Origin of the sequence: Serratia sp. SM04 (genome assembly GCF_040280225.1) — a bacterium.
Taxonomy (GTDB): domain Bacteria; phylum Pseudomonadota; class Gammaproteobacteria; order Enterobacterales; family Enterobacteriaceae; genus Serratia; species Serratia sarumanii.
In genome coordinates this window covers 167,026-190,528 of sequence record NZ_JBEOQT010000021.1, presented here as the reverse complement: position 1 = coordinate 190,528, position 23,503 = coordinate 167,026, and the positions used below count along the sequence as shown (strand labels likewise).

The window sequence follows — 23,503 nt, the reverse complement described above, 5'->3', positions numbered from 1 at the left end:
ACCATGAACACCCCATCAGAGGCGGCATGGTATCGAGTGCCGAACATGGCATCAGGTTCAAATCGTACCATCTACCATGCCATAGAAACGGTGTGCTTGGCGATGCGAAAATTTGCCAGACAGTGCTACGCCAAGAACAAAACAAGCCCGCAATTACGCGGGCTTAGGGGTGTTCTAATGCTTTTTGGTGCCAGTCTATGCCGGACGCGGGATCACTCCCACTCAATCGTCGCCGGTGGCTTGCCGCTAATGTCGTACACCACGCGGGAGATGCCGTCCACTTCGTTGATGATGCGGTTGGAGACGCGGCCGAGGAAGTCATACGGCAGGTGCGCCCAGTGCGCGGTCATGAAGTCGATGGTTTCTACCGCACGCAGGGAGACCACCCAGTCGTATTTGCGGCCATCGCCCATCACGCCGACAGAACGCACCGGCAGGAACACGGTGAACGCCTGGCTGACTTTGTTGTACAGGTCGGCTTTGTGCAGCTCTTCGATGAAGATGGCGTCGGCGCGGCGCAGCAGATCGCAGTACTCTTTCTTCACTTCGCCCAGCACGCGCACGCCCAGACCCGGGCCCGGGAACGGGTGACGGAACAGCATGTCGTACGGCAGGCCCAGCTCCAGGCCGATCTTGCGCACTTCGTCTTTGAACAGCTCTTTCAGCGGCTCGACCAGGCCCAGCTTCATCTCTTTCGGCAGGCCGCCCACGTTGTGGTGCGACTTGATCACGTGCGCTTTGCCGGTGGCGGAAGCGGCGGATTCGATCACGTCCGGGTAGATGGTGCCCTGTGCCAGCCATTTCACCTGCTCTTGCTTGCAGGCTTCTTCGTCGAACACTTCAACGAACACGCGGCCGATGATTTTACGCTTGGCTTCCGGCTCGTCCACGCCCGCCAGTGCGGTCAGGAAGCGGTTTTCCGCTTCGACGTGCACGATGTTCAGGCCGAAGTGGTCGCCGAACATTTCCATTACCTGCTTGGCTTCGTTCAGGCGCAGCAGGCCGTTATCGACGAATACGCAGGTCAGGCGTTTGCCGATGGCGCGGTGCAGCAGCATCGCGGTGACGGAGGAGTCTACGCCGCCGGACAGGCCGAGGATCACGTGGTCTTCACCCACCTGCTCGCGGATGCGCTCGACCGCATCTTCGATGATGGTGGCCGGGGTCCACAGGGCTTCACACTGGCAGATGTCCAGTACGAAGCGCTCCAGCATGCGCTGGCCCTGACGGGTGTGGGTCACTTCCGGGTGGAACTGCACGCCGTAGAAGCGTTTTTCTTCGTTGGCCATAATGGCGAACGGGCAGGTGTCGGTGCTGGCGATGGTCACGAAGTCGGACGGGATCGCGGTCACTTTGTCGCCGTGGCTCATCCACACGTCCAGCAGCGGTTTGCCGGCCGGGCTGATGGCGTCTTCGATGTCGCGCAGCAGCGCGCTCTCTTTGACGATTTCCACCTGCGCGTAGCCGAACTCGCGTTCGGTGGAACCCTGCACATGGCCACCCAGCTGCATCGCCATGGTCTGCATGCCGTAGCACACGCCCAGCACCGGCACGCCGGCGTTGAACACGTAGTCCGGGGCGCGCGGGCTGCCGGCTTCGGTGGTGCTTTCCGGGCCACCGGAGAGGATGATGCCGCTTGGGTTGAATTCGCGGATCTGCTCTTCGCTAACGTCCCAGGCCCACAGTTCGCAGTAAACGCCGATTTCGCGCACGCGGCGGGCGACCAGTTGGGTGTATTGCGAACCGAAGTCCAGTATCAGGATGCGATGCTTATGGATATTTTGTGTCATGTGAGGCGAATTCCAGCAACAAGAGAAAAAGAGCGAAAATGTGTGTTTCGGGATGGGGCTTAACGCCCCACCCCGGCCTCTCACTCAGGAGAGGTTAAGGCATTAGCCCATGCGGTAGTTCGGCGACTCTTTGGTGATGGTCACGTCGTGCACGTGGCTTTCCTGAATGCCGGCGCCGCTGATGCGCACGAACTCCGCCTTGGTGCGCAGATCGTCGATGGTGGCGCAGCCGGTCAGGCCCATGCAGGAGCGCAGGCCGCCCATCTGCTGGTGCACGATGGCTTTCAGCATGCCTTTATAGGCGACGCGGCCTTCGATACCTTCCGGCACCAGTTTGTCGGCGGCGTTATCGGTCTGGAAGTAACGGTCGGAAGAGCCTTTGGACATCGCGCCCAGCGAGCCCATGCCGCGGTAAGATTTGAACGAACGGCCCTGATACAGCTCGATTTCGCCCGGGGATTCTTCGGTGCCCGCCAGCATGGAACCGACCATCACGCAGGATGCGCCCGCGGCGATCGCTTTGGCGATGTCGCCGGAGAAGCGAATGCCGCCATCGGCGATAACCGGGATGCCGGTGCCTTCCAGCGCTTCCACCGCGTCGGCGATGGCGGTGATCTGCGGTACGCCCACGCCGGTCACGATGCGGGTGGTACAGATGGAGCCAGGGCCGATACCCACTTTCACCGCGCTCACGCCGGCTTCAGCCAGCGCTTTGGCGCCCGCTGCGGTCGCGACGTTGCCGCCGACGATCTGCAGATCCGGGTATTTGGCGCGGGTTTCGCGGATGCGCTGCAACACGCCTTCGGAGTGGCCGTGCGAGGAGTCGATCAGCAGAACGTCAACGCCTGCCGCCACCAGCGCGTCAACGCGCTCTTCGTTGCCGGCGCCGGCGCCGACCGCCGCGCCCACGCGCAGACGGCCGTGCTCGTCTTTACAGGCGTTCGGTTTGCGTTCCGCTTTCTGGAAGTCTTTAACGGTGATCATGCCCAGCAGGTGGAAGCTGTCGTCCACCACCAGCGCTTTTTCTACGCGCTTTTCGTGCATCTTCTGCAGCACCACGTCGCGCGCTTCACCTTCTTTCACGGTGACCAGGCGATCTTTCGGCGTCATGACCGCGGTGACCGGCTGGGTCAGATCGGTCACGAAGCGCACGTCGCGGCCGGTGATGATGCCGACCAGCTCGTTGTCTTCGGTGACGACCGGGTAGCCAGCGAAGCCGTTGCGGGCGGTCAGCTCTTTCACTTCCTGCAGCGTGGTGGATGGGGTAACGGTCTGCGGGTCGGTAACTACGCCGCTTTCATGCTTCTTCACGCGGCTGACTTCTTCAGCCTGGCGCTCGATGGACATGTTTTTGTGGATGAAGCCCAGGCCGCCTTCCTGCGCCAGCGCGATGGCCAGGCCGGATTCGGTAACGGTATCCATGGCTGCGGACAGCATAGGGATGTTCAGGCGGATGGTTTTGGTCAGTTGGGTGCCGAGCTCTGCGGTGTTAGGCAGAACCGTGGAGTGGGCTGGAACCAGGAGGACGTCGTCAAACGTCAGAGCTTCTTTAGCGATACGTAGCATGGGCAATATCTCACCAGGGTGGGCTGTGAAAAAGATAAAATATTGCCGCGGCATTATACAGAGCGGAATCGGTTGCCTCCAGCACTTTCTTACAAAAAGTCTTGATTACCTTTTTCAGCCATGTAGTATCGACCAATTAAGTGATTGTTTTGAAATTTGATCTGGGTCACATGTCGCTACCTGTTTCGCCTTCCATTTTTACCGTAAGCCGCCTCAATCAGACGGTTCGCCAACTGCTGGAAATGGAAATGGGGCAGATTTGGCTCTCCGCCGAGATCTCCAACCTCTCCCAGCCCGCCTCCGGCCACTGGTATTTCACGCTGAAAGACGATCGCGCCCAGGTGCGCTGCGCGATGTTCCGCAACAGCAACCGCCGCGTCACCTTCCGGCCGCAAAACGGCCAGCAGGTCCTGGTGCGCGCCAGCATTACGCTGTATGAACCGCGCGGCGACTACCAGCTGATCGCCGAGAGCATGCAGCCCGCCGGCGACGGCCTGCTGCAGCAACAGTTCGAGCAGCTGAAACAGCGCCTGAGCGCCGAAGGGCTGTTCGATCAGCAGTTCAAGCAGCCGCTGCCCGCCCCTGCCAAACGCGTCGGGGTGATCACCTCCGCCAGCGGCGCGGCGCTGCACGATATTCTGCAGGTATTGCAGCGGCGCGATCCGTCGTTGCCGATCGTCATCTACCCCACCTCGGTGCAGGGCGCCGAAGCGCCGATGCAGATCGTGCGCGCCATCGAGGCCGCCAACCGCCGCGACGAATGCGACGTGCTGATCGTCGGCCGCGGCGGCGGTTCGCTGGAGGATTTGTGGAGCTTCAACGACGAACGCGTGGCGCGGGCGATCTTCGCCAGCCGCATTCCGATCGTCAGCGCCGTCGGCCATGAAACCGACGTCACCATCGCCGACTTCGTCGCCGATCTGCGCGCGCCGACCCCTTCCGCCGCCGCCGAACTGGTCAGCCGCAATCAGCTCGAGCTGTTGCGCCAGCTGCAGTCGCAGCAGCAGCGGCTGGAGATGGCGATGGATTACTACCTGGCGCAGCGCCAGCAGCAGTTCACCCGCATTCACCACCGTTTGCAGCAGCAGCATCCGCATCTGCGCCTGGCGCGCCAGCAAACGCTGCTGTTCAAGCTGCAGCGCCGGATGGAAGACGGCATGCAGCAACAGCTGCGCCTGGCCGCCCGCCGCAGCGAACGCGCCCAGCAGCGGCTGGCGCAGGTGCAGCCGCAGGGCCGCATTCATCGCTACCAACAGCGCGTACAGCAGCAGGAATACCGCCTGCAGCAAGCAATGGAGCGGCAGCTCAACGCCTACCGCCAGCGCTTCGGCGTGGCCTGCAGCCAGCTGGAAACCGTCAGCCCGCTGGCGACGCTGGCGCGCGGCTACAGCGTGACGCAAACCCCGCGCGGCGAGCTGCTGAAAACCACCAAGCAGGCGCAGGTCGGCGAACTGCTGAAAACCCGCCTGCAGGACGGCTGGGTGGAAAGCGAGGTGAAAACCATCACCGTCGCCAAGAAGCCGCGCAAGAAACGCGCGGCCGAGTAACCCCTACTCCAGCGTAAAACGCTCGCCCGGTTCGCCGTTCACCCACAGCGCGCGCATTTCGCCTTCCGGCAGGCTGAGCGCCAACGTGCGCCAGGCCGGGCGGAAACTCCCTTCCGTCGTGATATCCAGCATGATGCGCTGATGGTCGCAGCGCATTTCCCAACGCAGCCACAGCGCATCGCCCTGTCGCCAGCCTTCGCTTTCACCGTCGTCCTCAAACAACAGCCCGCTGCTTGCGCCGCAGCCCTTGAGCGGAAACAGCCGCAGCTCGCGCCGATCGTCGGCGGCAACGTCCACATGCGCCAGCCGCTGCGACAGCGGCAGCGCCGCACCAGCGCGCACCAGCAGCGGCAGACGCTCCAGCGGCGCCGCCAGCGTCACCGTCTGGCCGCCGCCGAACCATTGGCCGCTGTAGAAGCAGTACCAGCCCTCACCGTTGTCCGGCAGATATACCGAACGCCGGCGCTGCCCCGGCTCCACCACGCTGGCCACCAGCAGATCGCGGCCGATCAGAAAATCGTCGTTCTCGCCGAAGGTGCACGCATCCTGTTCATGATCGAGAAAGGTCGGGCGCAGCATCGGCTCATCGTCGGCGCAGGCCTGCCACAACAGCGTGTAGAAATACGGCAGCAGTCGGTAACGCAGGTTGATCGCCTCGCGCACCGCCGGGGTGGCGGCCGGGTACATCCAGGGCTCGTTGACCGTGGCGTCGTCGTTCCAGGAGTGGATGGTGAAACGCGGATGCATCACGCCGTTTTGCACCCAGCGCACCAGCAACTCCGCATCCGGTTTGTCGCCCGAGAAGCCGCCGACGTCGTGGCCAAGGTTATACAGCCCGGACAGGCTCATGCCCAGCCCCATGCGGATGTTGTAGCGCAGCGTCTGCCAGCTGGTGCGGTTGTCGCCGCTCCAGGTCTGCACGTAGCGCTGCATGCCGGCGCAGCCGGAGCGCGAGATCAGATACGGCCGCTTCTGCGGCGCGAAGCGCTGCTGGGCCTCCATCGAGGCGCGCATCATCAGCAGCGGCATCACCGGGCGGATGTGCTTGATGGCGATTGGCCGCCCGAAGCCGTGGCAGCGCGCTTCGCCGTCCCACACTTCGTACTCGTTGTTGTCGTTCCAGGTCGAGTCGATGCCCATCTCCAGCAGTTGCTGCGTGACGCCCTGCTGCCACCAGCGCACCGCCGCCGGGTTGGTGAAGTCGAGGTGCGATCCTTCGTCGTCCCAGAAGCTGGAGCGCTCGGGCGCGTCGCTTTGCGAATCGCGGATAAACAGCCCCTGCGCCGCCACCGCCTGATACTGCGGGTGATCCTGCAGCAGGCACGGCTTGATGTTGGCCGCCAGCCTGAGGCCGGCGTCGTGAAACGCCTGGCTCAGTTGCTTGGGCTGCGGCACCTTGTCGTAATTCCAGTTGAACACGTAGCGCTTGTTGTTGATCGAGGTGTAGCCCGACGACAGCTGGAAAGAGTCGCAGGGAATGGCGTGTTGACGGCACAGCGCGATGAACTGCTGCAGCTGCTGCTGGGCATCCGGCGCGTCGGTGTAGTGCATGGTCGAGCCGCTGTAGCCCAGGCTCCACTTCGGTCCGAAGTGGGTGCGGCCGGTCAGGCGCACGAAGGCCTTAGTGACGTCCAAGACCTTCGGCCCGAGGAACAGGTAGTAATCCAGATCGCCCGCTTCGGCCTGATAGCGGCGATAGGCCGCGTGGTAGTTGTCGATCTCGTTGCCCAGATCCAACCAGCAGCTGCTCAGGTTGTCGTAAAACAGGCCGAAGCTCGCCTCCGGCCCGCGGGTGATGGTGAACGGAATGTGCTTGTACAGCGGATCGGTGCTGGCGGCGTTGTAGCCCATGGCGTCCAGGTTACGCATCTCGAAGCGGCGGCCGGTGCGCTCCAGATCGCCGGCCTTCTCCCCCAGGCCGTAATAACGCTCATCGGCGAAACGCCGCTGATAGTGCGCCACGCCGTCGCCGTGCGCATTGAGCAGGTAGGCGCTGGTCGGCCGATCCGCCGCCAGCGGCCGCCATTCGCCGGCGGCGTTGCAATATTCCCATTCCAGCCACAGCGGCTGATGCACCGTCACGCGCAGCAGCGGCGTGCTGACCACCAGCCGATCGCCCTCCTGGCGCAGCTGGTAGCCCGGCAGGCTGAAGCCGGCGACGCTGAGCCGATCGCGCCCCTCCCAGGGCACATCTTCCTGCGGCGCGATGCTCCAGGTACGATCCAGCGCCAGTTCGCCCTCACGTTTGATCAACACGCGGAACAGACCGTCTTCCAGCACGTACAGGCAGAAACGGTGGCGTTCATCGACCAGCAGCTCAACGTGGTCGGCATGCTGCGCCGCCAGCGTCCAGTTTTTCAAGGTTTTCATAAGCATTCCACTTAGCTGTGTGAAGGTGTTTTCTTACCGCCGCGTTCGGCGATCAGGGCAATCAGGAACAGGGCACCGATCAGATCGAAGAAGCCCATGGCGATGAACAGCGGGTTGAAGCCGATGGTGTCGGATACCGCGCCGATCAGCAGCGTGAACAGGAAGCTGGCGATCCAGGCGCTGGATCCGCGCATGCCGTTGACCGTCGCCATCTGGTTTTTATCGAACGACTCCACCACCAGCGCGCTGAGCATGCAGGAGATCACCTGGTGGCCGAAGCCGCCGATCGAGATCAGCGCGATCGCCACATAGGGATCTTGGGTGATCGCCACGAACGCCAGCGACACCATCAGGAAAGCGCCGGTCACCGAGCTGGCGACCACCGAGTTGACGCGGCTGCAGCCGAACCATTTGCGGTACAGGGTGGTGAGATAGCCGCTGGCGACGCTGCCGATATCCGCCGCCAGAAACGGCAGCCAGGCGAACATCGCGATCTGTTTCAGATCCATGCCGCGTTCGGTGGCCAGGTACAGCGGCACCCAGAAGCTGAATACCGCCCAGGCCGGCTCGGCGAGAAAGGCCGGGATGGCGATGCCGTAAAACTTCTTGTTCTTGCACAGGCTGGCCAGCGAGGTGAGGAACGGCAGCTTCGGCAGCACCGGCTCGTTGTCTTCGCGGATCAGATCCAGCTCTTGCTGGCTGAGGTTCGGGTGCTGCTGCGGCGAGTGGTAGAACAGCCACCACAGCACCACCCAGATCAGCGCCAGCCCGCCGGAGAACAGGAAGGCGCCCTGCCAGCCGAAGGAGACGTGAGCGATGACGATGATCGGCGGCGCCAGCATGGCGCCGATGGAGAAACCGACGCCCGCCCAGCCGGCAGCGATCGGCCGCTCCTTCTTCGGAAACCAGTCGGAGATCGCCTTGGCGTTGGCCGGGGTGGCCGCCGCCTCCGCGCCCCCCATGAAGAAACGCAGAATGGCCAGTTGCAGCCAGCTGCCGGCGCCGGCGTGCAGCATGCACACCACCGCCCAGATGCCGGCACAGATCAGAAAGCCCATCTTCAGGCCGATAACGTCGATCAGCCAGCCGCAGATCGGCTGAAACACCGTGTAGGCCAGCTGGAACGACGCCACCACCCAGGCATATTGCTCGGTGCTCATGTTCAGGCTGGTTTTCAGCTCCGGCGCCAGAATGCCCAGCGAGTTGCGGGTGATGTAGTTGACCGTGACGCCCAGCAAGAACAGCGCCAGCATCCACCAGCGCAGCGATTTGAACTTGCGCCGGCCGCTCTGCGCGACCGCCTGATTGATCTCCACACTCATCGGTTCTCTCCCCGCGGCCGCCGGCTACGGCGACGCGCGTTTTGGTAGGGTACGTTGTGCTATCAAACACGGGGCGGTGAAAACGGGTCGGCGCCATATCATTGGCCGACAGACAATCACAACCCCATGATTTATTTTTGTTTTCATTTTCGCACACCGTTAAAATTGGACTGACATGTCGCTAAAATTGGTGTACCAATGCAGACTACTCAGCGAGAGCGCGCAGCGAAACGCTGTTTTTTGCAAAGATTTTCACAGGCGGGTGAAAAAATAGTCATAATGACCAAGAAATCCGGTCAAGACGCTGAAAATCTGCAATGAAAATATTCTCACGGACGAATTTGAAGGAGATCACAGAATGAACGGAAAGCTGAAAATTCAGGAGATCGCTCGCCAAACCGGGCTGTCGATCAGCACCGTTTCCCGCGTGCTGGCAGGCAAGGCCAACACCAGCGCCGAGGCGCGCCGCAAGGTGCTGGACTGTGCGCAGCAAAACGGCATTCTGCAGGGCATTTCCAGCGGCCGGCTGATGCTGAACAACGTGATGGTGTTCGCGCCGCAGCGCGCGTTCGACGTACGCACCGACATCTTCTACTACAAGGTCATTCAGGGTATCGCCGCCGCGCTGATGGAGCACGAGGTGCGCATCCGCTACTGCGGGCTGGAAGAGCAACACAGCGACGGCGCGCTGTTTCTGGAAAAGATGAGCGACCCGCACACCGAAGCGGCGCTGATCATCGGCATCGACGACGAGCATATCCACACCCTGGCCGCCGATCTGCACAAGCCCTGCGTGCTGATCAACTGCAGCGATCGGCAGATGCGGCTGGACAGCGTCTCGCCGGATCATCAGCTGATCGGCGACTATTCCGCCAGCTACCTGTTCCAGCAGGGGCACAGCCATATCCTCAATCTGCAATGCCTGCGCCGCCACACCATGGAGCTGCGGCTGGCGGGCATCCGCCAGGCCTACGCCCGGCATCATCTGCCGTTCGACGACGGCCGCCATCTGATCACCACCTCCGGCTTCGGCGGCGAAGAGGCCGAGCAGGCGCTGACCACCTATCTCGATGGCATCCACGGCCACTCCCCGCTGCCGACGGCGATCCTGGCCGGCGGCGACTACATGGCGGTCGGGGCGGTCAAAGCGCTCAACAAGCGGGGGCTGAGCGTGCCGGGCGACGTCTCGGTGATGAGCACCGACGGCTTCAATCTGGCGGAAATCCACGATGTGCCGCTGACCTCGGTGCAGGTGCCGCGTGACGAACTGGGCTACGAGGCGATCCAACTGCTGCAGCGGCGCATGCTGCGCGCCGACGCGCCGCCGTGTAATCTGCTGCTGCACGGCCGGCTGGCGGTGCGCACCTCGGTGCGACGCATCAGCCCGCACAAGACCGCGCCGGCGGTGAGCACGCATGACCACAGGCTTTATGACGAGTAGGCTACACTTAGGCACAGTGCATTCATTCGATGAGGTAAAATTTTTGCCTAAGGAGAGCCACTATGCCAGCCCAGCGCATGCGTTCCGTCATTCCTCCCTACATGCTGCGCCGCATCATTGAACACGGCAACGCCCCGCAGCGCGACTGCGCGCTGCACACGCTGAACCACGTGCAAAGCCTGCTCGGCAACAAGCCGCTGCGTTCGCCGACCGAGAAAAACGCCCGAGCCGGCGAAGCGCTCCGCGATATCTACGACGCCCAGAACGGCACCCAGCTGCCCGGCAAACAGGTGCGCAAAGAGGGCCAGCCCAGCAACCACGATGTGGCGGTGGACGAAGCCTACGACTACCTCGGTGTCACCTACGATTTCTTCTGGCAGGCCTACCGCCGCAATTCACTGGATAACCAGGGGCTGCCGCTGGTTGGCAGCGTGCACTACGGCAAGGAGTACCAGAACGCCTTCTGGAACGGCCAGCAGATGGTGTTCGGCGACGGCGACGGCGAGATCTTCAACCGTTTCACCATCGCCATCGACGTGGTCGGCCACGAGCTGGCGCACGGCGTGACCGAGAGCGAAGCCGGGTTGATCTACTATCAGCAGTCCGGGGCGCTCAATGAATCGCTGTCCGACGTATTCGGCTCGTTGGTCAAGCAGTTCCACCTGCAGCAAACCGCCGATAAAGCCGACTGGCTGATCGGCGCCGGGCTGCTCGCCGAGGGCATCAAAGGCCAAGGGCTGCGCTCGATGTCGGCACCCGGCACCGCCTACGACGATCCGCTGCTGGGCAAAGACCCGCAGCCCGCCAGCATGAAGGATTATATCCAGACCAAGGAAGACAACGGCGGCGTGCACCTCAACTCCGGCATCCCCAACCGCGCCTTCTACCTGGCGGCGACGGCGCTGGGCGGCTTCGCCTGGGAGAAAGCCGGTTACGTCTGGTATGACACGGTGTGCGACAAAGCGCTGCCGCAAAACGCCGACTTCGCCACCTTCGCCCGCACCACGGTGAAACATGCGCAGGCGCGTTTCGATCAGAGCGTGGCGGACAAGGTGCAGCAAGCCTGGCATCAGGTGGGGGTGGAATAATGAAACCGCTGCCGACGCTCAATCAGGATACGGTCATTGAGCTGGCGCGCGAGGGAGGCTTTGCCTACATTCCCAAACTGGCGGGCCAGCGCCGCATCGCGCTGGCCGATATCACGCCGGAGCAGCGGCAGCGCCTGAATCAGTTGCTGAACCAGACGCTGCCCTATGCGCAGGAAGAAGGCCAGCCCAGCTCCCCCGGCTGCGGCGACCAGCGCTACTACCGCGTGCAAATCAACTACACCAGCCCCACCCTGAGCACTGAGATCGTGCTGTTAATCCCGGAAAGCAGCGCGCCGCAGGCGCTGGTGGATCTGTGGAAAACCGGCCAGGTGGATGAGTGAGGACTTACAGCGGCTGATAGCTGAAATTCACCCGTTTTTTGGAGATCAGCCCGTGCCCGTTCTGGCACAGGTAATCCACCGCCCCGCAGGCTTTCAATTCTTGCAGCGGCTGCCCGCACGCCGGGCAGCTCGCCAGCAGCCGATAATCGCGCTGGCAGGCTTCACAATGGTAGTGACCCGCTACCCACTTCATGGTCTGACGGCATTGCGGACAGTGCGCTTCCATAACGACTCCAGGTTAAATCGCGCCCCATGAGCGCAAGAAATAAATCCCCAACGCGGTGGTGAAGAACGAACCGACGGTGGTGATGGCGATAATATTGGCCGCCAGCGTGGCGTTGCCACCCATGGCGCGCGTCATCACATAGCTGCCCGACGCGGTCGGCGTAGCGGAAAACAGGAAGATAATGCCCAGCGCCGCCCCCTGAAACCCGCACAGCCAGCCGGCCAGCGTCATCAGGCACGGCACCAGAAACAGCTTGGCCGCCGACGACAGCGCCGCCACGTTGGACGAGCGGAACATGGCGCGAAAATCCAGGCTGGCGCCGGTGCACAGCAGCGCCAGCGGCAGCGACAGCGCAGAGATATAGCTGCCGGTCTGGCGGATCACGGTCGGGATGCCCAGCCCGGTTTGCGCGTACAGCAGCCCGCACACCAGGCCGATGATCAGCGGGTTGGTAACGATGCTGCGCAGCAAAGACAGGTGGCTGATTTTCTTGCCCTGCCCGCCCTGCAGGCTGCGCGTGAGGGTGATGACCGACAGCACGTTGAACAGGATCACCGTCACCGTCAGATACAGCGAGGCGAGCGCAATGCCTTCGCTACCGTAGGCGGTCATGGCGTAGGCCAGGCCGACGATGGCGGTATTGGCGCGGAAACCGCCCTGTACGAACACCCCGCGCTCACGCGGTTCTTTCACCAGCCACTTGGCGGCCAGCTCCAGGAGCAGGAAGGTCGCCAGCGTGCCGACCGCGCCGAACAGCACCAGCGGCAGGTTGCCGAGCAGCTGCGGGTGGTTGGTGGCGATGCTGAAAAACAGCAGGCATGGCAGCGCCAGATTGAACACCAGGCGGGTCGCGCCGTCGACAAAGCGGTCATCCATCAGGCGCCAATGGCGCAGCAGGATCCCCAGCAGCATCATCAGCAGATTCGGCACGGTGACGTTAAACGCAAAACTCCAGGTTTCCCAGGACATGGTGTTCCTTCAGGCAGGCGAGGTAATCTTCAGATAATAAAACGATTTCGGGCCAATAAAAAAGGGGCGCGGCATCACTGCCGCGCCCCTCATGAGCGATTACTTGCTCTTTTTCAGGTGGCTCATCAGGCGCTTGCGCTTACGCATCTGGGTCGGCGTCAGCAGGTTGCGTTTGCCGGCGAACGGGTTGTCGCCCTCTTTGAACTGGATGCGGATCGGCGTCCCCATCACGTTCAGCGAGCGGCGGAAGTAGTTCATCAGGTAGCGTTTGTACGAATCGGCCAGATCGCTGACCTGGTTGCCGTGGATCACCACGATCGGCGGGTTGTAACCGCCGGCGTGAGCATATTTCAGCTTCACACGGCGGCCGCGCACCAACGGTGGCTGGTGATCGTCAACCGCCATCTGCATGATTTTGGTCAGCATCGAGGTGTTTACGCGGCGGGTTGCGCACTCGTAGGCTTCCTGCACCGATTCGAACAGGTTGCCGACGCCGCTGCCGTGCAGCGCGGAAATGAAGTGCACGCGCGCGAAGTCAACGAAGCCCAGACGCAGGTCGAGCATCTCTTTCACGTGCTCGCGATCTTCTTCGCTCATGCCGTCCCACTTGTTGACCGCAATCACCAGTGAGCGCCCACTATTGAGGATAAAGCCGAGCAGCGAGAGATCCTGATCGGAGATGCCTTCACGCGCGTCGATCACCAGCAGCACCACGTTGGCGTCTTCAATCGCCTGCAGGGTCTTGATCACCGAGAACTTCTCGACGGTTTCAGTCACCTTGCCGCGTTTGCGCACCCCGGCGGTGTCGATCAGCACATATTCGCGTTCGTCGCGCACCATTGGAATGTAGATGCTGTCGCGGGTGGTGCCCGGCATGTCATACACCACCACGCGCTCCTCGCCGAGGATGCGGTTAGTGAGCGTAGACTTACCGACGTTCGGGCGGCCGACGATCGCCAGCTTGATCGGCAGATCCTGCGGGTTGAACGCTTCTTCCGGCTCTTCGTCTTCTTCGCCTTCCAGCGTTTCGCCGTTTTGCTCGGCCCAGTAAGCGGCGTTGGCCTCTTCCTCGGTCAGCTCGACGTCTTCCGGTTTTTCCGGCACGAACGGCACCAGCACGTGTTCGATCAGTTGGGTCACGCCACGGCCGTGGGAAGCGGCGATAGCGAACACTTCACCCAGGCCGAGCGAGTAGAAATCGGCGGTGGCGGTGTCCGGATCCAGGCCGTCGGTCTTGTTGGCCACCAGGAAGGTCGCCTTCTGGCGGCTGCGCAGGTGCTGGGCGATGCCCTGATCCGCCGGCATCAGGCCGGCGCGGGCGTCGACCATGAACAGCACGATGTCCGCCTCTTCGATCGCCAGCAGCGACTGACCGGCCATGCGCGTTTCAACGCCGTCTTCGGTGCCGTCGATACCGCCGGTATCGACGATGATAAATTCATTGCCTTCGATTTCAGCACGACCATACTTGCGGTCACGCGTCAGCCCCGGGAAATCCGCCACCAGCGCATCGCGCGTATGGGTTAAACGGTTGAACAAGGTGGATTTACCCACATTCGGGCGCCCGACCAGCGCGACGACAGGTATCATTGTTGAAGCCTCATTACTTAATAATCAATGCGTTACTGCACTGTGGATAGACACCAGCGGTGCAGCTTATAAAAATACGAAACGGCCCCTGAACATTCAGGAGCCGTTTTCAAGCCTTGCGACGAGCGGCGTTAGCGGGTGAAAGCGTAAACTTTCCCGCCGCGAGCCTGGATGATCAGCTTGTCGCCGGCCACCATCGGCGCAGACAGGAAGCCGGAGCTGTCCACTTCCTGCTGGGCGACAAAACGGCCATCGGTGGTGTTGATCCAGTGCAGATAGCCTTCGGCGTCACCGGTCACCAGATAACCATTATACATCACCGGCGGCGTCAGGTTGCGGTGCAGCAGATCGCTCTGCGTCCACACGGTCACGCCGCCTTCGGTGCTGAGCGCGACGACGCGATCGTTTTGGTCGATCAGGTAGATGCGGCCCGCGTCGACGATGAAATCGTTCACCGAACCCAGCTCGCGTTTCCAGATAATCTGGCCGGAACGCAGATCCAGCGCCGTCAGGTTGCCGTTGTAACCCAGCGCGTAGACCACGCCGTCAACGATCACCGGCGTGGTGTCCACGTCGTTCAGGCGATCGATTTCGGTCGCGCCGCTCGGCTGAGAAATACGCTGTTGCCAGATCAGTTGGCCCTGCTGCATCAGCACGGCGCTGACGCGGCCGTTGTCACCGCCGACGATGGCGGCGCCAAAGGCGACGGCCGGCGCGGATTCACCGCGCAGCGACAGCGAAGGCATGTCCAGGTTAACCGTCCATTTCACCGCGCCGTCGGCTTCGTTCAACGCCTGCAGCATGCCGTTGGAGGTGTGCACCAACACCATGCCGTCGCTGACAACCGGACGGGAGATCGCTTCGCCGGCCACTTTAGTCTGCCAGGCGATGGCGCCGTCGGCGGTGTTCAATGCGTAAACCACCGCTTTTTCGCTGCCGACGTAAACCTTGTCACCCGCGACCGTCAGGCCGCCGGACAGCAGCGCAGACAGGTTGCTGGAGAAGAAACCGGTCTTCTCGGAGAGATTGACCTTCCACTTCTCGTTGCCGCTGTCGGCGTCCATCGCTTTCACGATGCCGAAGCGATCGGCGGCGTAAATGGTGCTGTCCTGATAGGCCGGACGCAGGTGGGAGTAATACTCACCGATACCGTCGCCCACCGAGGTGCTCCACGCCTTGCTCGGCGTAAACTGATTTTCAACTTTCGGCAACGGCGACATGGTAACCACGTCTTCTTCGCTGTTAAACAGCGAGCAACCACTCAGCAAGGCAGCGGAAACCAGTCCGACCAAGAGTGTTTTACGCAATTGCATGGGAATTCCCCTTAGCTGGACAAGTTATTCAATTTCATGCGCAGCAGAACCTGCAGCGCCTGAGAAGCGTTGGACTCAATGCCCTTGCTGTAAGCTTCGCGCGCGCCCTTGGCGTCGCCCTTGGCCAGCAGCACATCGCCGCGCACATCCTGCATCATCGCCGCCCAGCCTTCGCCTTTCACGCCATCCAGCGTTTTCAGCGCTTCATCCAGCTTTTTCTCCTGCAGCTGGACGCGCGCCAGACGCAGGTCGATCATCGCCAACAGGTTGTCGTCTTTGGTCTGGCCCTGCGCCAGCGCCAATTGCTGTTCCGCCTTGGCGAAATCATTCTGTTCGACAAAGTGCTTGGCCAACTGCAGCGCGGCCAATACGCCGTAGCTGTTACCGTTAGCCTGGACAAATTTCTCCGCGGCAGCCACGTCATCCGGCTTGCCGGCCGCCAGACGATCGCTGGCTTCCTGATAGGATTGCGACGCAGCCATCATGTTGGAGTTTTCATGGCTCTGCCAGTAACGCCAGCCAACCAGGGCACCAATTCCGAGCACCACGCCCACCGCCAGCGCTTTGCCGTTCTCGGCAAAGAACCGACGCAGTGCGTCGACTTGTTCGTTTTCAGTGGTATAGACTTCCACGGTGTCCTTCTCCTTAACCTAACATCAAAGCCAGACGCGCAGCGACTTCGCTTTGCGCCAGCGTTTCTTGTTCACCACTGCGCAGGTCTTTCACCACCACCTGCTGCGCCGCCACTTCGCTCTCACCCAGGATCAGCGCGATGCGCGCGCCCCATTTGTCCGCACGGGTGATCTGCTTCTTGAAGTTGCCGCCGCCGTAATTGGTCATCAGCTTCAGCTGCGGCGCCGCGTCGCGCACCTGTTCAGCCAGCTGCATCGCCGCGCTCTGGGTGCCCGCGCCGGAAGAGATGACGTACACGTCGATAGCCGACGGCGCCTTGAATTCCGGGTTAACCGCCTGCACCAGCAACACCAGGCGCTCGAGGCCCATGGCGAAACCGACCGCCGGGGTGGCACGGCCGCCCAATTGCTCGACCAGGCCGTCGTAACGGCCGCCCGCGCAGACGGTGCCCTGCGCGCCCAGGCTGGTGGTCACCCACTCAAACACGGTGCGGTTGTAGTAATCCAGACCGCGTACCAGGCGCTCGTTAACGGTATATGGGATACCTGCCTGCGCCAAAAGTTCACACAGACCGGCGAAGTGAGCACGGGATTCTTCATCCAGGTACTCGGACAGGCGCGGCGCGTCGTTCAGCAGCGCCTGCACCTCAGGATTCTTGGAGTCCAGCACGCGCAGCGGGTTGCTGTACATGCGGCGTTTGCAGTCTTCGTCCAGCACCTCGACGTGCTGCTCCAGGAACGCCACCAACGCGTCGCGGTAGTTGGCGCGCGCCTCCAGCGAACCGATGGAGTTCAGCTCCAGCTTGACGTGCTCGGCGATGCCCAGCGCTTTCCACCAGCGGGCGGTCAGCAGGATCAGCTCGGCGTCGACGTCCGGGCCTTGCAGGCCGAACACTTCCGCGCCCAGCTGATGGAACTGACGGTAACGACCCTTCTGCGGGCGCTCGTAGCGGAACATCGGGCCGATGTACCACAGACGCTGTTCCTGATTGTACAGCAGACCATGTTCGATGCCGGCGCGCACGCAGCCGGCCGTCCCTTCCGGACGCAGCGTCAGGCTTTCGCCGTTGCGGTCTTCGAAGGTATACATCTCTTTTTCCACGACGTCGGTCACTTCACCGATCGCGCGTTTGAATAACGGGGTCTGCTCTACAATCGGCAACCGGATTTCGCTGTAACCGTAGCTGCCCAGCACCTGCTTGAGGGTGCCTTCAATACGCTGCCATAATGCCGTTTCTTCCGGCAGGTAGTCGTTCATGCCGCGAATGGCTTGAATGTTCTTTGCCACGTGAGTTCTCTGTCCGTTGTCTGTAAAAATGAACCTGATTATAGGGACTTTGCCGCCCGGTATTCAACGCGGATGCGGTTTTCTGCCCTTCAGGTTCATAAACAAGCGGGCCAACAGGCCCGCCGTGTAGCGATAACGCTTACTTTTCCAGCAGATTGACCGTGATGCGGTTGCTTTCGTCCATCATCGCGGCCTTGGCGCGAATTTTCGCTTCCAGCTGGTCGATCATCTGTTCGTTGTCGAAACGCTCTTTCTGGCGCACGCCGTCTTCATAGAAGCCGCTCTTCTTGTGGCCGCCGGTCACGCCCATGGTGGACACCAGCGCTTCGCCCGGGCCGTTCACAACGCAGCCGATGATCGAAACGTCCATCGGCGTGATGATATCTTCCAGGCGCTGCTCCAGCGCGTTCACCGTGCCGATCACGTCGAACTCCTGACGCGAACAGGTCGGGCAGGCGATAAAGTTGATACCGCGCGCGCGGATGCGCAGCGACTTCAGGATATCGAAACCGACCTTCACCTCTTCGACCGGATCCGCCGCCAGCGAGATGCGCAGGGTGTCGCCGATGCCTTCAGACAGCAGCATGCCCAGGCCGATGGCCGATTTGACCGACCCGCTGCGTGCGCCGCCGGCTTCGGTGATACCCAGATGCAGCGGCTGATCGATGCGCGAGGCCAGCAGGCGGTAAGACTGCACCGCCAGGAACACGTCCGACGCCTTGACGCTGACCTTGAACTGGTCGAAGTTGAGGCGATCGAGGATGTCCACGTGGCGCATGGCGGATTCCAGCAGCGCTTCCGGCGTAGGTTCGCCGTACTTTTCCTGCAGGTCTTTCTCCAGCGAGCCGCCGTTGACGCCGATGCGAATCGGGATGTTCTTGTCGCGGGCGCAGTCCACCACCGAGCGAATGCGCGATTCGTTGCCGATGTTGCCCGGGTTGATGCGCAGGCAGTCTACGCCGTATTCGGCAACCTGCAGCGCGATGCGATAATCGAAGTGGATATCGGCGACCAGCGGCACGTTGACCTGCTGCTTGATCAGCTTGAACGCCTCGGCGGCGTCCATGGTAGGAACCGAAACGCGGACGATGTCGACGCCCACGCGCTCCAGCGCTTTAATCTGATTAACCGTTGCTTCAACATCGGTGGTACGGGTGTTGGTCATCGACTGCACGGCAATCGGCGCGCCATCACCAATAGGCACCTTGCCGACGTAAATGCGTGTAGATTTTCGACGGTTGATGGGCGCTTGGTTATGCATTACTTACTCTCCATTGCTGCTCTGACATCACGACCGGTGCCGCGCGATTACTGCGCGGCGACGGTCAGGCGAGCAACACGGTTTGACTTAACGAACCGGCTTAAATCAACCGGTTTACCCTGATACTGGATCTGAACTGCCGCCGGCGCGCCGATGGTCAGTTTATACGGCGCAGTGCCGGTCAGGTTCAGCTTGCCGCCCTGCTTCTGGGTGCCGCTGAACAGCGTCTTACCGCTCGCGTCGGTCACCTGCAGCCAGCAGTCGGCAGAGAAATCCATCACCAGCGCATTCGGATCGGCCGCCGGCGCAGCCACGCCCGCATCGGCGGTCGGCAACGGCGCCTGTGCCGCCGGCGCGGTTTCCGGCAGGGTGGTCTGGCTTGGCGACACCACGGCAGGCTGCTGCTGAGCCGCACTCGGCGCCTGGGCGGTCGCCGCCGGCGCCTGAGCCGCTGCGCCAGTATCGGCCGGCGCGGCGCTGTTGTCGGTCAACGGCACGTTGGTGCCGGCATCGGCATTGCCGTCGGTCAGCGGCACGGACTGCCCTTCGTTATTCTGCGAAAGCTGCGCGGAGGACTGATCGGCCATGGTGGCGATCTCTTCCTGCTGGGCCTTGTGGTTTTGCCACCACCAGGCGCCGGTCAGGCCGATCACCACGAACACGATAAGCCAGGTGAAGCTCATCAGCCAGCCGTCGCGTTTCTTGCGGCGCTTGCCCAGCGAGAAGCTTTGCATCGGCGCCACTTTCGCCATCTTCAACGGCGCCTGCTTGGCCAGCATCGGCAGCAGTTCGTCTTCCGGCAAATGCACCAGCTTGGCGTAGGAACGGATGTAGCCGCGCACGAAGGTGGACGCGAGGTCAGCGGACACGCTGTCTTCCTCGATATCGCGCACGGTGGACATTTTGAGACACAGGCGTTCTGCAACGGTCTGTTGGCTCAGCCCGAGTTGCTCACGGGCCTGACGCAGGCGCTGGCCCGTCGTCATGGATACGGTTTTATCTTGGGAGGCTTCAGTATTCATTAGCTAAGAACTGCTGGTACTGTTTGGATTGTGGAAAACTTCGCGCTAGCTGCTTGCCATAGCGTTGAACGCTATCCTGACGGCCGGCTAACGCGGCGAAACGAATCTGTAACCATAAGCTGCTGGCGCTGGCCGGCAGAACATGCTGATAAACATCCAATAAAAGTTGCGACTGGGCGCGCTTCCCTTCTCCAAATTGCTTTTCGGCCTCCGCCAACAGCGGAGTGCCTTTGTCCGGATCGACTTTCAGCGCGCGGCTCAACAGCGTGCGCGCCTCATCGTTTTGTCCGGCCTTGAGAAAACAGTAACCTGCGTTTTCCAGGCTGTCGGCGACCTGGCCATAATCGGGCGCCAGCGCCGCAGCGCTAAACTGCTGTTGCGCCGGTACATACTGCCCTAAACCGCAAAGAAACGCACCGTAATTATTCAATACGGTGCCATTGCCCGGCGCAAGTTTGAGCGCTTGCCGATAACGCTGTTCGGCCGCGGCATTTTCACCGATCCGCTGCTCATAGAGTGCCATGCCCAACTGAGTGCGGTAATCCTGCGGAGCTGCGTCCAACGCCTTTTCCAGGTTCTGGCGCGCGGCGTCCATATCGCCTTGCTGCAGGTACTCCAAGCCCAGCTGCAACCGCGTTTGGCCCGCCTCAGAGACTTGCGCTTCCTTTTCCGGCGCTGAACCGGAACACCCGGCCAACAACCCGGCCGCCAGCCACACACCCCACAGTTTCAGCTTCATGCCCGCATTCATTTCCTTATCGGCCGTCAGCTAACGCCCGCCAGCGACACGCTTTCGCATAACAGGCTGTTAGATAACAAAAAATGGTGCTATAGGATTCAGACCGCCCGTACGTTGATAGGTTCCCCGGCCATTTTCTTCTTCAGGGTACGCTTGGTACGGTCGATCACTTCACCCGCCAGTTGCCCGCAGGCGGCGTCGATATCGTCACCACGGGTTTTACGAACAATAGTCGTAAAGCCGTATTCCATCAACACCTTGGAGAAACGATCCACCCGGCTGTTGGAGCTGCGGCCGTAAGGGGCGCCCGGGAACGGGTTCCATGGGATCAGGTTGATCTTGCACGGCGTGTCTTTCAGCACTTCCGCCAGCTGATGCGCATCGTCGGTGCTGTCGTTGATATGATCCAGCATCACGTACTCGACGGTCACGCGGCCCTGATTGGCGTTGGATTTCTCCAAATAGCGACGCACCGCGGACAGGAAGGTCTCGATGTTGTACTTGCGATTGATCGGCACGATCTCATCGCGGATGGTGTCGTTCGGCGCGTGCAGCGAGATCGCCAGCGCCACGTCGATCATGTCGCCCAGCTTGTCCAGCGCCGGCACCACGCCGGAGGTAGACAGGGTCACGCGGCGTTTGGACAGGCCAAAGCCGAAGTCGTCCAGCATGATTTCCATCGCCGGCACCACGTTGTTCAGGTTGAGCAGCGGCTCGCCCATCCCCATCATCACCACGTTGGTGATCGGGCGTTGGCCGGTCACCTTCAGCGCGCCGATGATTTTCGCCGCGCGCCACACCTGGCCGATGATTTCCGACACGCGCAGGTTGCGGTTGAAGCCCTGCTGCGCCGTCGAACAGAATTTGCACTCCAGCGCGCAGCCTACCTGCGAGGAGACGCACAGCGTCGCGCGGTCGGCTTCCGGGATATACACGGTTTCGACCTGCTGATCGCCGACTTTAATCGCCCACTTGATGGTGCCGTCGGCCGAACGCTGTTCTTCCGCCACTTCCGGCGCGCGGATTTCCGCCACGCGTTGCAGCTTGCCGCGCAGGACTTTGTTGATGTCGGTCATCTGCTCGAAATCGTCGCAGCAGTAGTGGTAAATCCACTTCATCACCTGATCGGCGCGGAACGGTTTCTCGCCCATTTCGGCGAAGAACTCGCGCATTTGCTGGCGGTTCAGGTCCAGCAGGTTGATTTTGGCCGCAGCCGGTTGCTCCACGTTAACGGAGGGGGTAGTCAGCGAATTATTTTCAGACACGGTGTGCTCGGACGTGATGGGTTCTAACATAATGATCTCTGGCCTCGTTATTACACGTTATGGCGCTAAAGAATGGACAGTAAGTTGTGCATTTCAGCCCGCATGATTCGGGTGGCGGCACTAAAAACACGCCCCTGACAAGTCGTCTTATCAGGGGCGCGGCATTGTACAAATTTTAGTAGCGGGTGGCTACGGCTGAAAGGCATTCAGGGCATTTTTATTGTTTCAGCCGGTGAATGCCTGGCTATCAGCAACGGCACGATTAACGTGCGCAGATTTCGCTTTCGTTGAAGAAGTAAGCGATTTCGCGCTGTGCGGATTCAACGGAATCGGAACCGTGAACGGCGTTAGCGGTGAAGCTGTCCGCGTAGTCGGCACGCAGGGTACCGGCCAGCGCGTTGTCCGGGTTGGTTGCGCCCATGATGTCGCGGTTGCGCTGCACGGCGTTTTCAGATTCCAGAACCTGCACCATGATTGGGCCGGAGGTCATGAACTCAACCAGACCGTCGAAGAATGGGCGGCCTTTGTGCTCAGCGTAGAAGCCTTCAGCTTGCTCGCGAGTCAGACGCAGCATTTTAGCGGCGATGATTTTGAAACCGGCGCGCTCGAAACGAGCGTAGATAGCGCCGATGTCGTTGTTGGCTACAGCGTTTGGTTTAACGATGGAAAAGGTACGTTCTACGGTCATGATGGCCTCTGTATGACTTCCAAAACAGGCCGGTCTGCAATGTTGCCGGCCTTCTCAAGTGGCGCAGATTATATGTGCGCCGTTAACGCTTGCCTACGGGAAAAACAACATTTCATTAAAAAAATATGATCTTCATGATTCATTTTCGACCACGCGGCGGCGCTACTGGGTCTTGTCGGTAGACGGGATCAAATTGCGCAGCCAACTGCCCCAGCGGCGCTGATAAAACGGCTGCGTATGGGAGATCAGATAGTGGCTGATGCCGCGCTCGTTCTCCGACACCAGGCAGAAATCCACCGGTTCGTCGTTCGGCGCCGTTTCGCTGGCGACGCTGCCGGCCTCGTTGATCAACGCCTCGATCTCCGCCGGCTCGGCGTCCACTTCCAGCCCGATCAGCAGATTCGGCTTCTCGTCCGCCGCCTGATCGTGCATCAGCGCCAGAAACGCGCGGCGCACCGGCTTGCGCTGGCTGAACAGCGTGGTCAACGCGTCCACCATCGCCGACGGATACTCTTCGGGCTGCCCCAGCAGGATTTGGGTCTCTTTGTCGACGTAATGCTCAACCGGTTTGACGACGCCGCCGGTCGCCAGCAGCATCGCCACCTCTTCCGGGTAGAACTCCTTGCCGTACTCCGCCTTCGGGTTGAGAAACAGATCCGCACCCTGGGTGATTTCGAACAGCACCCGCGCCGGCATGGCGATGAACGGCTGTTCGTCCTCAACGGCTTTCTGCAACGCTTCCAGCGAGGTGAAGAACGGAATGATGCTGCCGCCGCCCTGCTTCTCCCAATGCTGGATATTGACCGGCGTATCCGCGTTCAGCGCGATGTCGCCGTCCTGCTGCACCTGCTCGCTGTCGCCGAGGATCAGCACCGTGGCGTCGAGCAGTTCACGGAAGAACGCCGGGCGATGGGCCGGCTCCGTCACCGCCAGCTTCAGCAGGCGTTCAAGTTCGTTTTCGCTCGGGGCAGCATCGTGATGATGGGCACTCATGGCAAACTCCAGGGATTAAATAGCGAGGCCCAGCATGCTGGGCCCCGAAGAT

General features: G+C 61.4%; 20 protein-coding genes. 4 read left to right on the top strand and 16 right to left on the bottom strand.

Annotated elements, in window-relative coordinates:
- Positions 1-212 precede the first annotated feature (212 nt).
- Both guaA and guaB read right to left on the bottom strand, forming a co-directional pair.
- The gene (gene guaA / locus ABTW55_RS15365; RefSeq protein ID WP_060423171.1) at positions 213-1,790 is read right to left on the bottom strand and encodes a glutamine-hydrolyzing GMP synthase; all 1,578 of its coding nucleotides are present in this window, start codon (positions 1,788-1,790) and stop codon (positions 213-215) included.
- A gap of 102 nt (positions 1,791-1,892) precedes the next feature.
- Complete coding sequence (gene guaB, locus ABTW55_RS15360) at positions 1,893-3,356, bottom strand: IMP dehydrogenase (protein WP_033635581.1); 1,464 nt, start codon at positions 3,354-3,356, stop codon at positions 1,893-1,895.
- Positions 3,357-3,526: 170 nt separating this feature from the next.
- Between guaB and xseA the strand changes: the two genes are divergently transcribed.
- The gene (gene xseA / locus ABTW55_RS15355) at positions 3,527-4,903 is read left to right on the top strand and encodes an exodeoxyribonuclease VII large subunit (protein ID WP_031299944.1); all 1,377 of its coding nucleotides are present in this window, start codon (positions 3,527-3,529) and stop codon (positions 4,901-4,903) included.
- A 3-nt stretch (positions 4,904-4,906) separates the two neighbouring features.
- On the opposite strand, the gene ABTW55_RS15350 is transcribed toward xseA, so the two are convergent.
- Together ABTW55_RS15350 and ABTW55_RS15345 are read right to left on the bottom strand one after the other, a co-directional pair.
- Positions 4,907-7,273, bottom strand: coding sequence for a TIM-barrel domain-containing protein (locus ABTW55_RS15350; RefSeq protein WP_060423174.1), 2,367 nt, complete (start codon positions 7,271-7,273; stop codon positions 4,907-4,909).
- An 11-nt stretch (positions 7,274-7,284) separates the two neighbouring features.
- Positions 7,285-8,595, bottom strand: coding sequence for an MFS transporter (locus ABTW55_RS15345; RefSeq protein WP_033635583.1), 1,311 nt, complete (start codon positions 8,593-8,595; stop codon positions 7,285-7,287).
- Between the two features lie 358 nt (positions 8,596-8,953).
- Here ABTW55_RS15345 and ABTW55_RS15340 point away from each other — a divergent pair, with 358 nt between their 5' ends.
- The 3 genes from ABTW55_RS15340 (at position 8,954) to ABTW55_RS15330 (ending at position 11,465) form a co-directional block, all read left to right on the top strand.
- On the top strand, positions 8,954-10,036 hold the full coding sequence (locus ABTW55_RS15340; protein ID WP_039568525.1) for a LacI family DNA-binding transcriptional regulator: 1,083 nt from the start codon (positions 8,954-8,956) through the stop codon (positions 10,034-10,036).
- A 62-nt stretch (positions 10,037-10,098) separates the two neighbouring features.
- Entirely contained in the window at positions 10,099-11,124 is a 1,026-nt protein-coding gene (locus ABTW55_RS15335; protein ID WP_041036327.1) for a M4 family metallopeptidase, read from the top strand.
- Positions 11,124-11,465, top strand: coding sequence for a protealysin inhibitor emfourin (locus ABTW55_RS15330; protein WP_033648911.1), 342 nt, complete (start codon positions 11,124-11,126; stop codon positions 11,463-11,465). The genes ABTW55_RS15335 and ABTW55_RS15330 overlap by 1 nt, the downstream gene beginning before the upstream one ends.
- Positions 11,466-11,469: 4 nt before the next feature.
- Here the strand turns inward: ABTW55_RS15330 and ABTW55_RS15325 are convergent, their stop codons facing one another.
- From ABTW55_RS15325 to sseB, 12 genes are all read right to left on the bottom strand, one after another.
- Positions 11,470-11,691 carry a zinc ribbon domain-containing protein gene (locus ABTW55_RS15325; protein ID WP_060423176.1) on the bottom strand — a complete coding sequence of 74 codons (222 nt, stop codon included), beginning with the start codon at positions 11,689-11,691 and terminating at the stop codon, positions 11,470-11,472.
- Between the two features lie 12 nt (positions 11,692-11,703).
- Positions 11,704-12,660, bottom strand: coding sequence for an AEC family transporter (locus tag ABTW55_RS15320; RefSeq protein WP_047730075.1), 957 nt, complete (start codon positions 12,658-12,660; stop codon positions 11,704-11,706).
- Between the two features lie 99 nt (positions 12,661-12,759).
- Positions 12,760-14,250: a ribosome biogenesis GTPase Der gene (der, locus tag ABTW55_RS15315; protein ID WP_004941442.1), complete on the bottom strand. Its 1,491-nt coding sequence runs from the start codon at positions 14,248-14,250 to the stop codon at positions 12,760-12,762.
- 131 nt (positions 14,251-14,381) lie between these two features.
- Positions 14,382-15,563, bottom strand: a complete 1,182-nt coding sequence (gene bamB / locus ABTW55_RS15310) for an outer membrane protein assembly factor BamB (RefSeq protein ID WP_033635590.1) — start codon at positions 15,561-15,563, stop codon at positions 14,382-14,384.
- 11 nt (positions 15,564-15,574) lie between these two features.
- Positions 15,575-16,195, bottom strand: a complete 621-nt coding sequence (locus ABTW55_RS15305; RefSeq protein WP_033635592.1) for a YfgM family protein — start codon at positions 16,193-16,195, stop codon at positions 15,575-15,577.
- A 13-nt stretch (positions 16,196-16,208) separates the two neighbouring features.
- Entirely contained in the window at positions 16,209-17,483 is a 1,275-nt protein-coding gene (gene hisS / locus ABTW55_RS15300) for a histidine--tRNA ligase (protein ID WP_033635593.1), read from the bottom strand.
- 139 nt (positions 17,484-17,622) lie between these two features.
- Positions 17,623-18,744 (bottom strand): flavodoxin-dependent (E)-4-hydroxy-3-methylbut-2-enyl-diphosphate synthase, encoded by a 1,122-nt coding sequence (gene ispG, locus ABTW55_RS15295; protein ID WP_016929756.1) that lies wholly within the window; start codon positions 18,742-18,744, stop codon positions 17,623-17,625.
- 47 nt (positions 18,745-18,791) lie between these two features.
- Positions 18,792-19,766, bottom strand: a complete 975-nt coding sequence (gene rodZ, locus ABTW55_RS15290) for a cytoskeleton protein RodZ (RefSeq protein WP_004941432.1) — start codon at positions 19,764-19,766, stop codon at positions 18,792-18,794.
- Entirely contained in the window at positions 19,756-20,505 is a 750-nt protein-coding gene (gene pilW / locus ABTW55_RS15285) for a type IV pilus biogenesis/stability protein PilW (RefSeq protein WP_033638557.1), read from the bottom strand. Before pilW ends, rodZ begins: the two co-directional genes overlap by 11 nt.
- A gap of 98 nt (positions 20,506-20,603) precedes the next feature.
- Positions 20,604-21,800 carry a bifunctional tRNA (adenosine(37)-C2)-methyltransferase TrmG/ribosomal RNA large subunit methyltransferase RlmN gene (locus ABTW55_RS15280; RefSeq protein WP_004941426.1) on the bottom strand — a complete coding sequence of 399 codons (1,197 nt, stop codon included), beginning with the start codon at positions 21,798-21,800 and terminating at the stop codon, positions 20,604-20,606.
- A 232-nt stretch (positions 21,801-22,032) separates the two neighbouring features.
- Entirely contained in the window at positions 22,033-22,458 is a 426-nt protein-coding gene (gene ndk / locus ABTW55_RS15275; RefSeq protein WP_004941424.1) for a nucleoside-diphosphate kinase, read from the bottom strand.
- A gap of 162 nt (positions 22,459-22,620) precedes the next feature.
- On the bottom strand, positions 22,621-23,451 hold the full coding sequence (gene sseB, locus ABTW55_RS15270; RefSeq protein WP_060423179.1) for an enhanced serine sensitivity protein SseB: 831 nt from the start codon (positions 23,449-23,451) through the stop codon (positions 22,621-22,623).
- Positions 23,452-23,503: the final 52 nt, after the last annotated feature.

Bases quoted from the DNA above. Each gene is read 5' to 3' on its own strand.
- der (WP_004941442.1), bottom strand. From the start codon at position 14,250: ATGATACCTGTCGTCGCGCTGGTCGGGCGCCCGAATGTGGGTAAATCC.
- ABTW55_RS15330 (WP_033648911.1), top strand. From the start codon at position 11,124: ATGAAACCGCTGCCGACGCTCAATCAGGATACGGTCATTGAGCTGGCG.
- ABTW55_RS15340 (WP_039568525.1), top strand. From the start codon at position 8,954: ATGAACGGAAAGCTGAAAATTCAGGAGATCGCTCGCCAAACCGGGCTG.
- xseA (WP_031299944.1), top strand. From the start codon at position 3,527: ATGTCGCTACCTGTTTCGCCTTCCATTTTTACCGTAAGCCGCCTCAAT.
- ABTW55_RS15280 (WP_004941426.1), bottom strand. From the start codon at position 21,800: ATGTTAGAACCCATCACGTCCGAGCACACCGTGTCTGAAAATAATTCG.
- sseB (WP_060423179.1), bottom strand. From the start codon at position 23,451: ATGAGTGCCCATCATCACGATGCTGCCCCGAGCGAAAACGAACTTGAA.
- ABTW55_RS15325 (WP_060423176.1), bottom strand. From the start codon at position 11,691: ATGGAAGCGCACTGTCCGCAATGCCGTCAGACCATGAAGTGGGTAGCG.
- ABTW55_RS15335 (WP_041036327.1), top strand. From the start codon at position 10,099: ATGCCAGCCCAGCGCATGCGTTCCGTCATTCCTCCCTACATGCTGCGC.
- ABTW55_RS15345 (WP_033635583.1), bottom strand. From the start codon at position 8,595: ATGAGTGTGGAGATCAATCAGGCGGTCGCGCAGAGCGGCCGGCGCAAG.
- guaB (WP_033635581.1), bottom strand. From the start codon at position 3,356: ATGCTACGTATCGCTAAAGAAGCTCTGACGTTTGACGACGTCCTCCTG.
- ispG (WP_016929756.1), bottom strand. From the start codon at position 18,744: ATGCATAACCAAGCGCCCATCAACCGTCGAAAATCTACACGCATTTAC.
- ABTW55_RS15350 (WP_060423174.1), bottom strand. From the start codon at position 7,273: ATGAAAACCTTGAAAAACTGGACGCTGGCGGCGCAGCATGCCGACCAC.
- guaA (WP_060423171.1), bottom strand. From the start codon at position 1,790: ATGACACAAAATATCCATAAGCATCGCATCCTGATACTGGACTTCGGT.
- ABTW55_RS15320 (WP_047730075.1), bottom strand. From the start codon at position 12,660: ATGTCCTGGGAAACCTGGAGTTTTGCGTTTAACGTCACCGTGCCGAAT.
- bamB (WP_033635590.1), bottom strand. From the start codon at position 15,563: ATGCAATTGCGTAAAACACTCTTGGTCGGACTGGTTTCCGCTGCCTTG.
- pilW (WP_033638557.1), bottom strand. From the start codon at position 20,505: ATGAAGCTGAAACTGTGGGGTGTGTGGCTGGCGGCCGGGTTGTTGGCC.
- rodZ (WP_004941432.1), bottom strand. From the start codon at position 19,766: ATGAATACTGAAGCCTCCCAAGATAAAACCGTATCCATGACGACGGGC.
- ndk (WP_004941424.1), bottom strand. From the start codon at position 22,458: ATGACCGTAGAACGTACCTTTTCCATCGTTAAACCAAACGCTGTAGCC.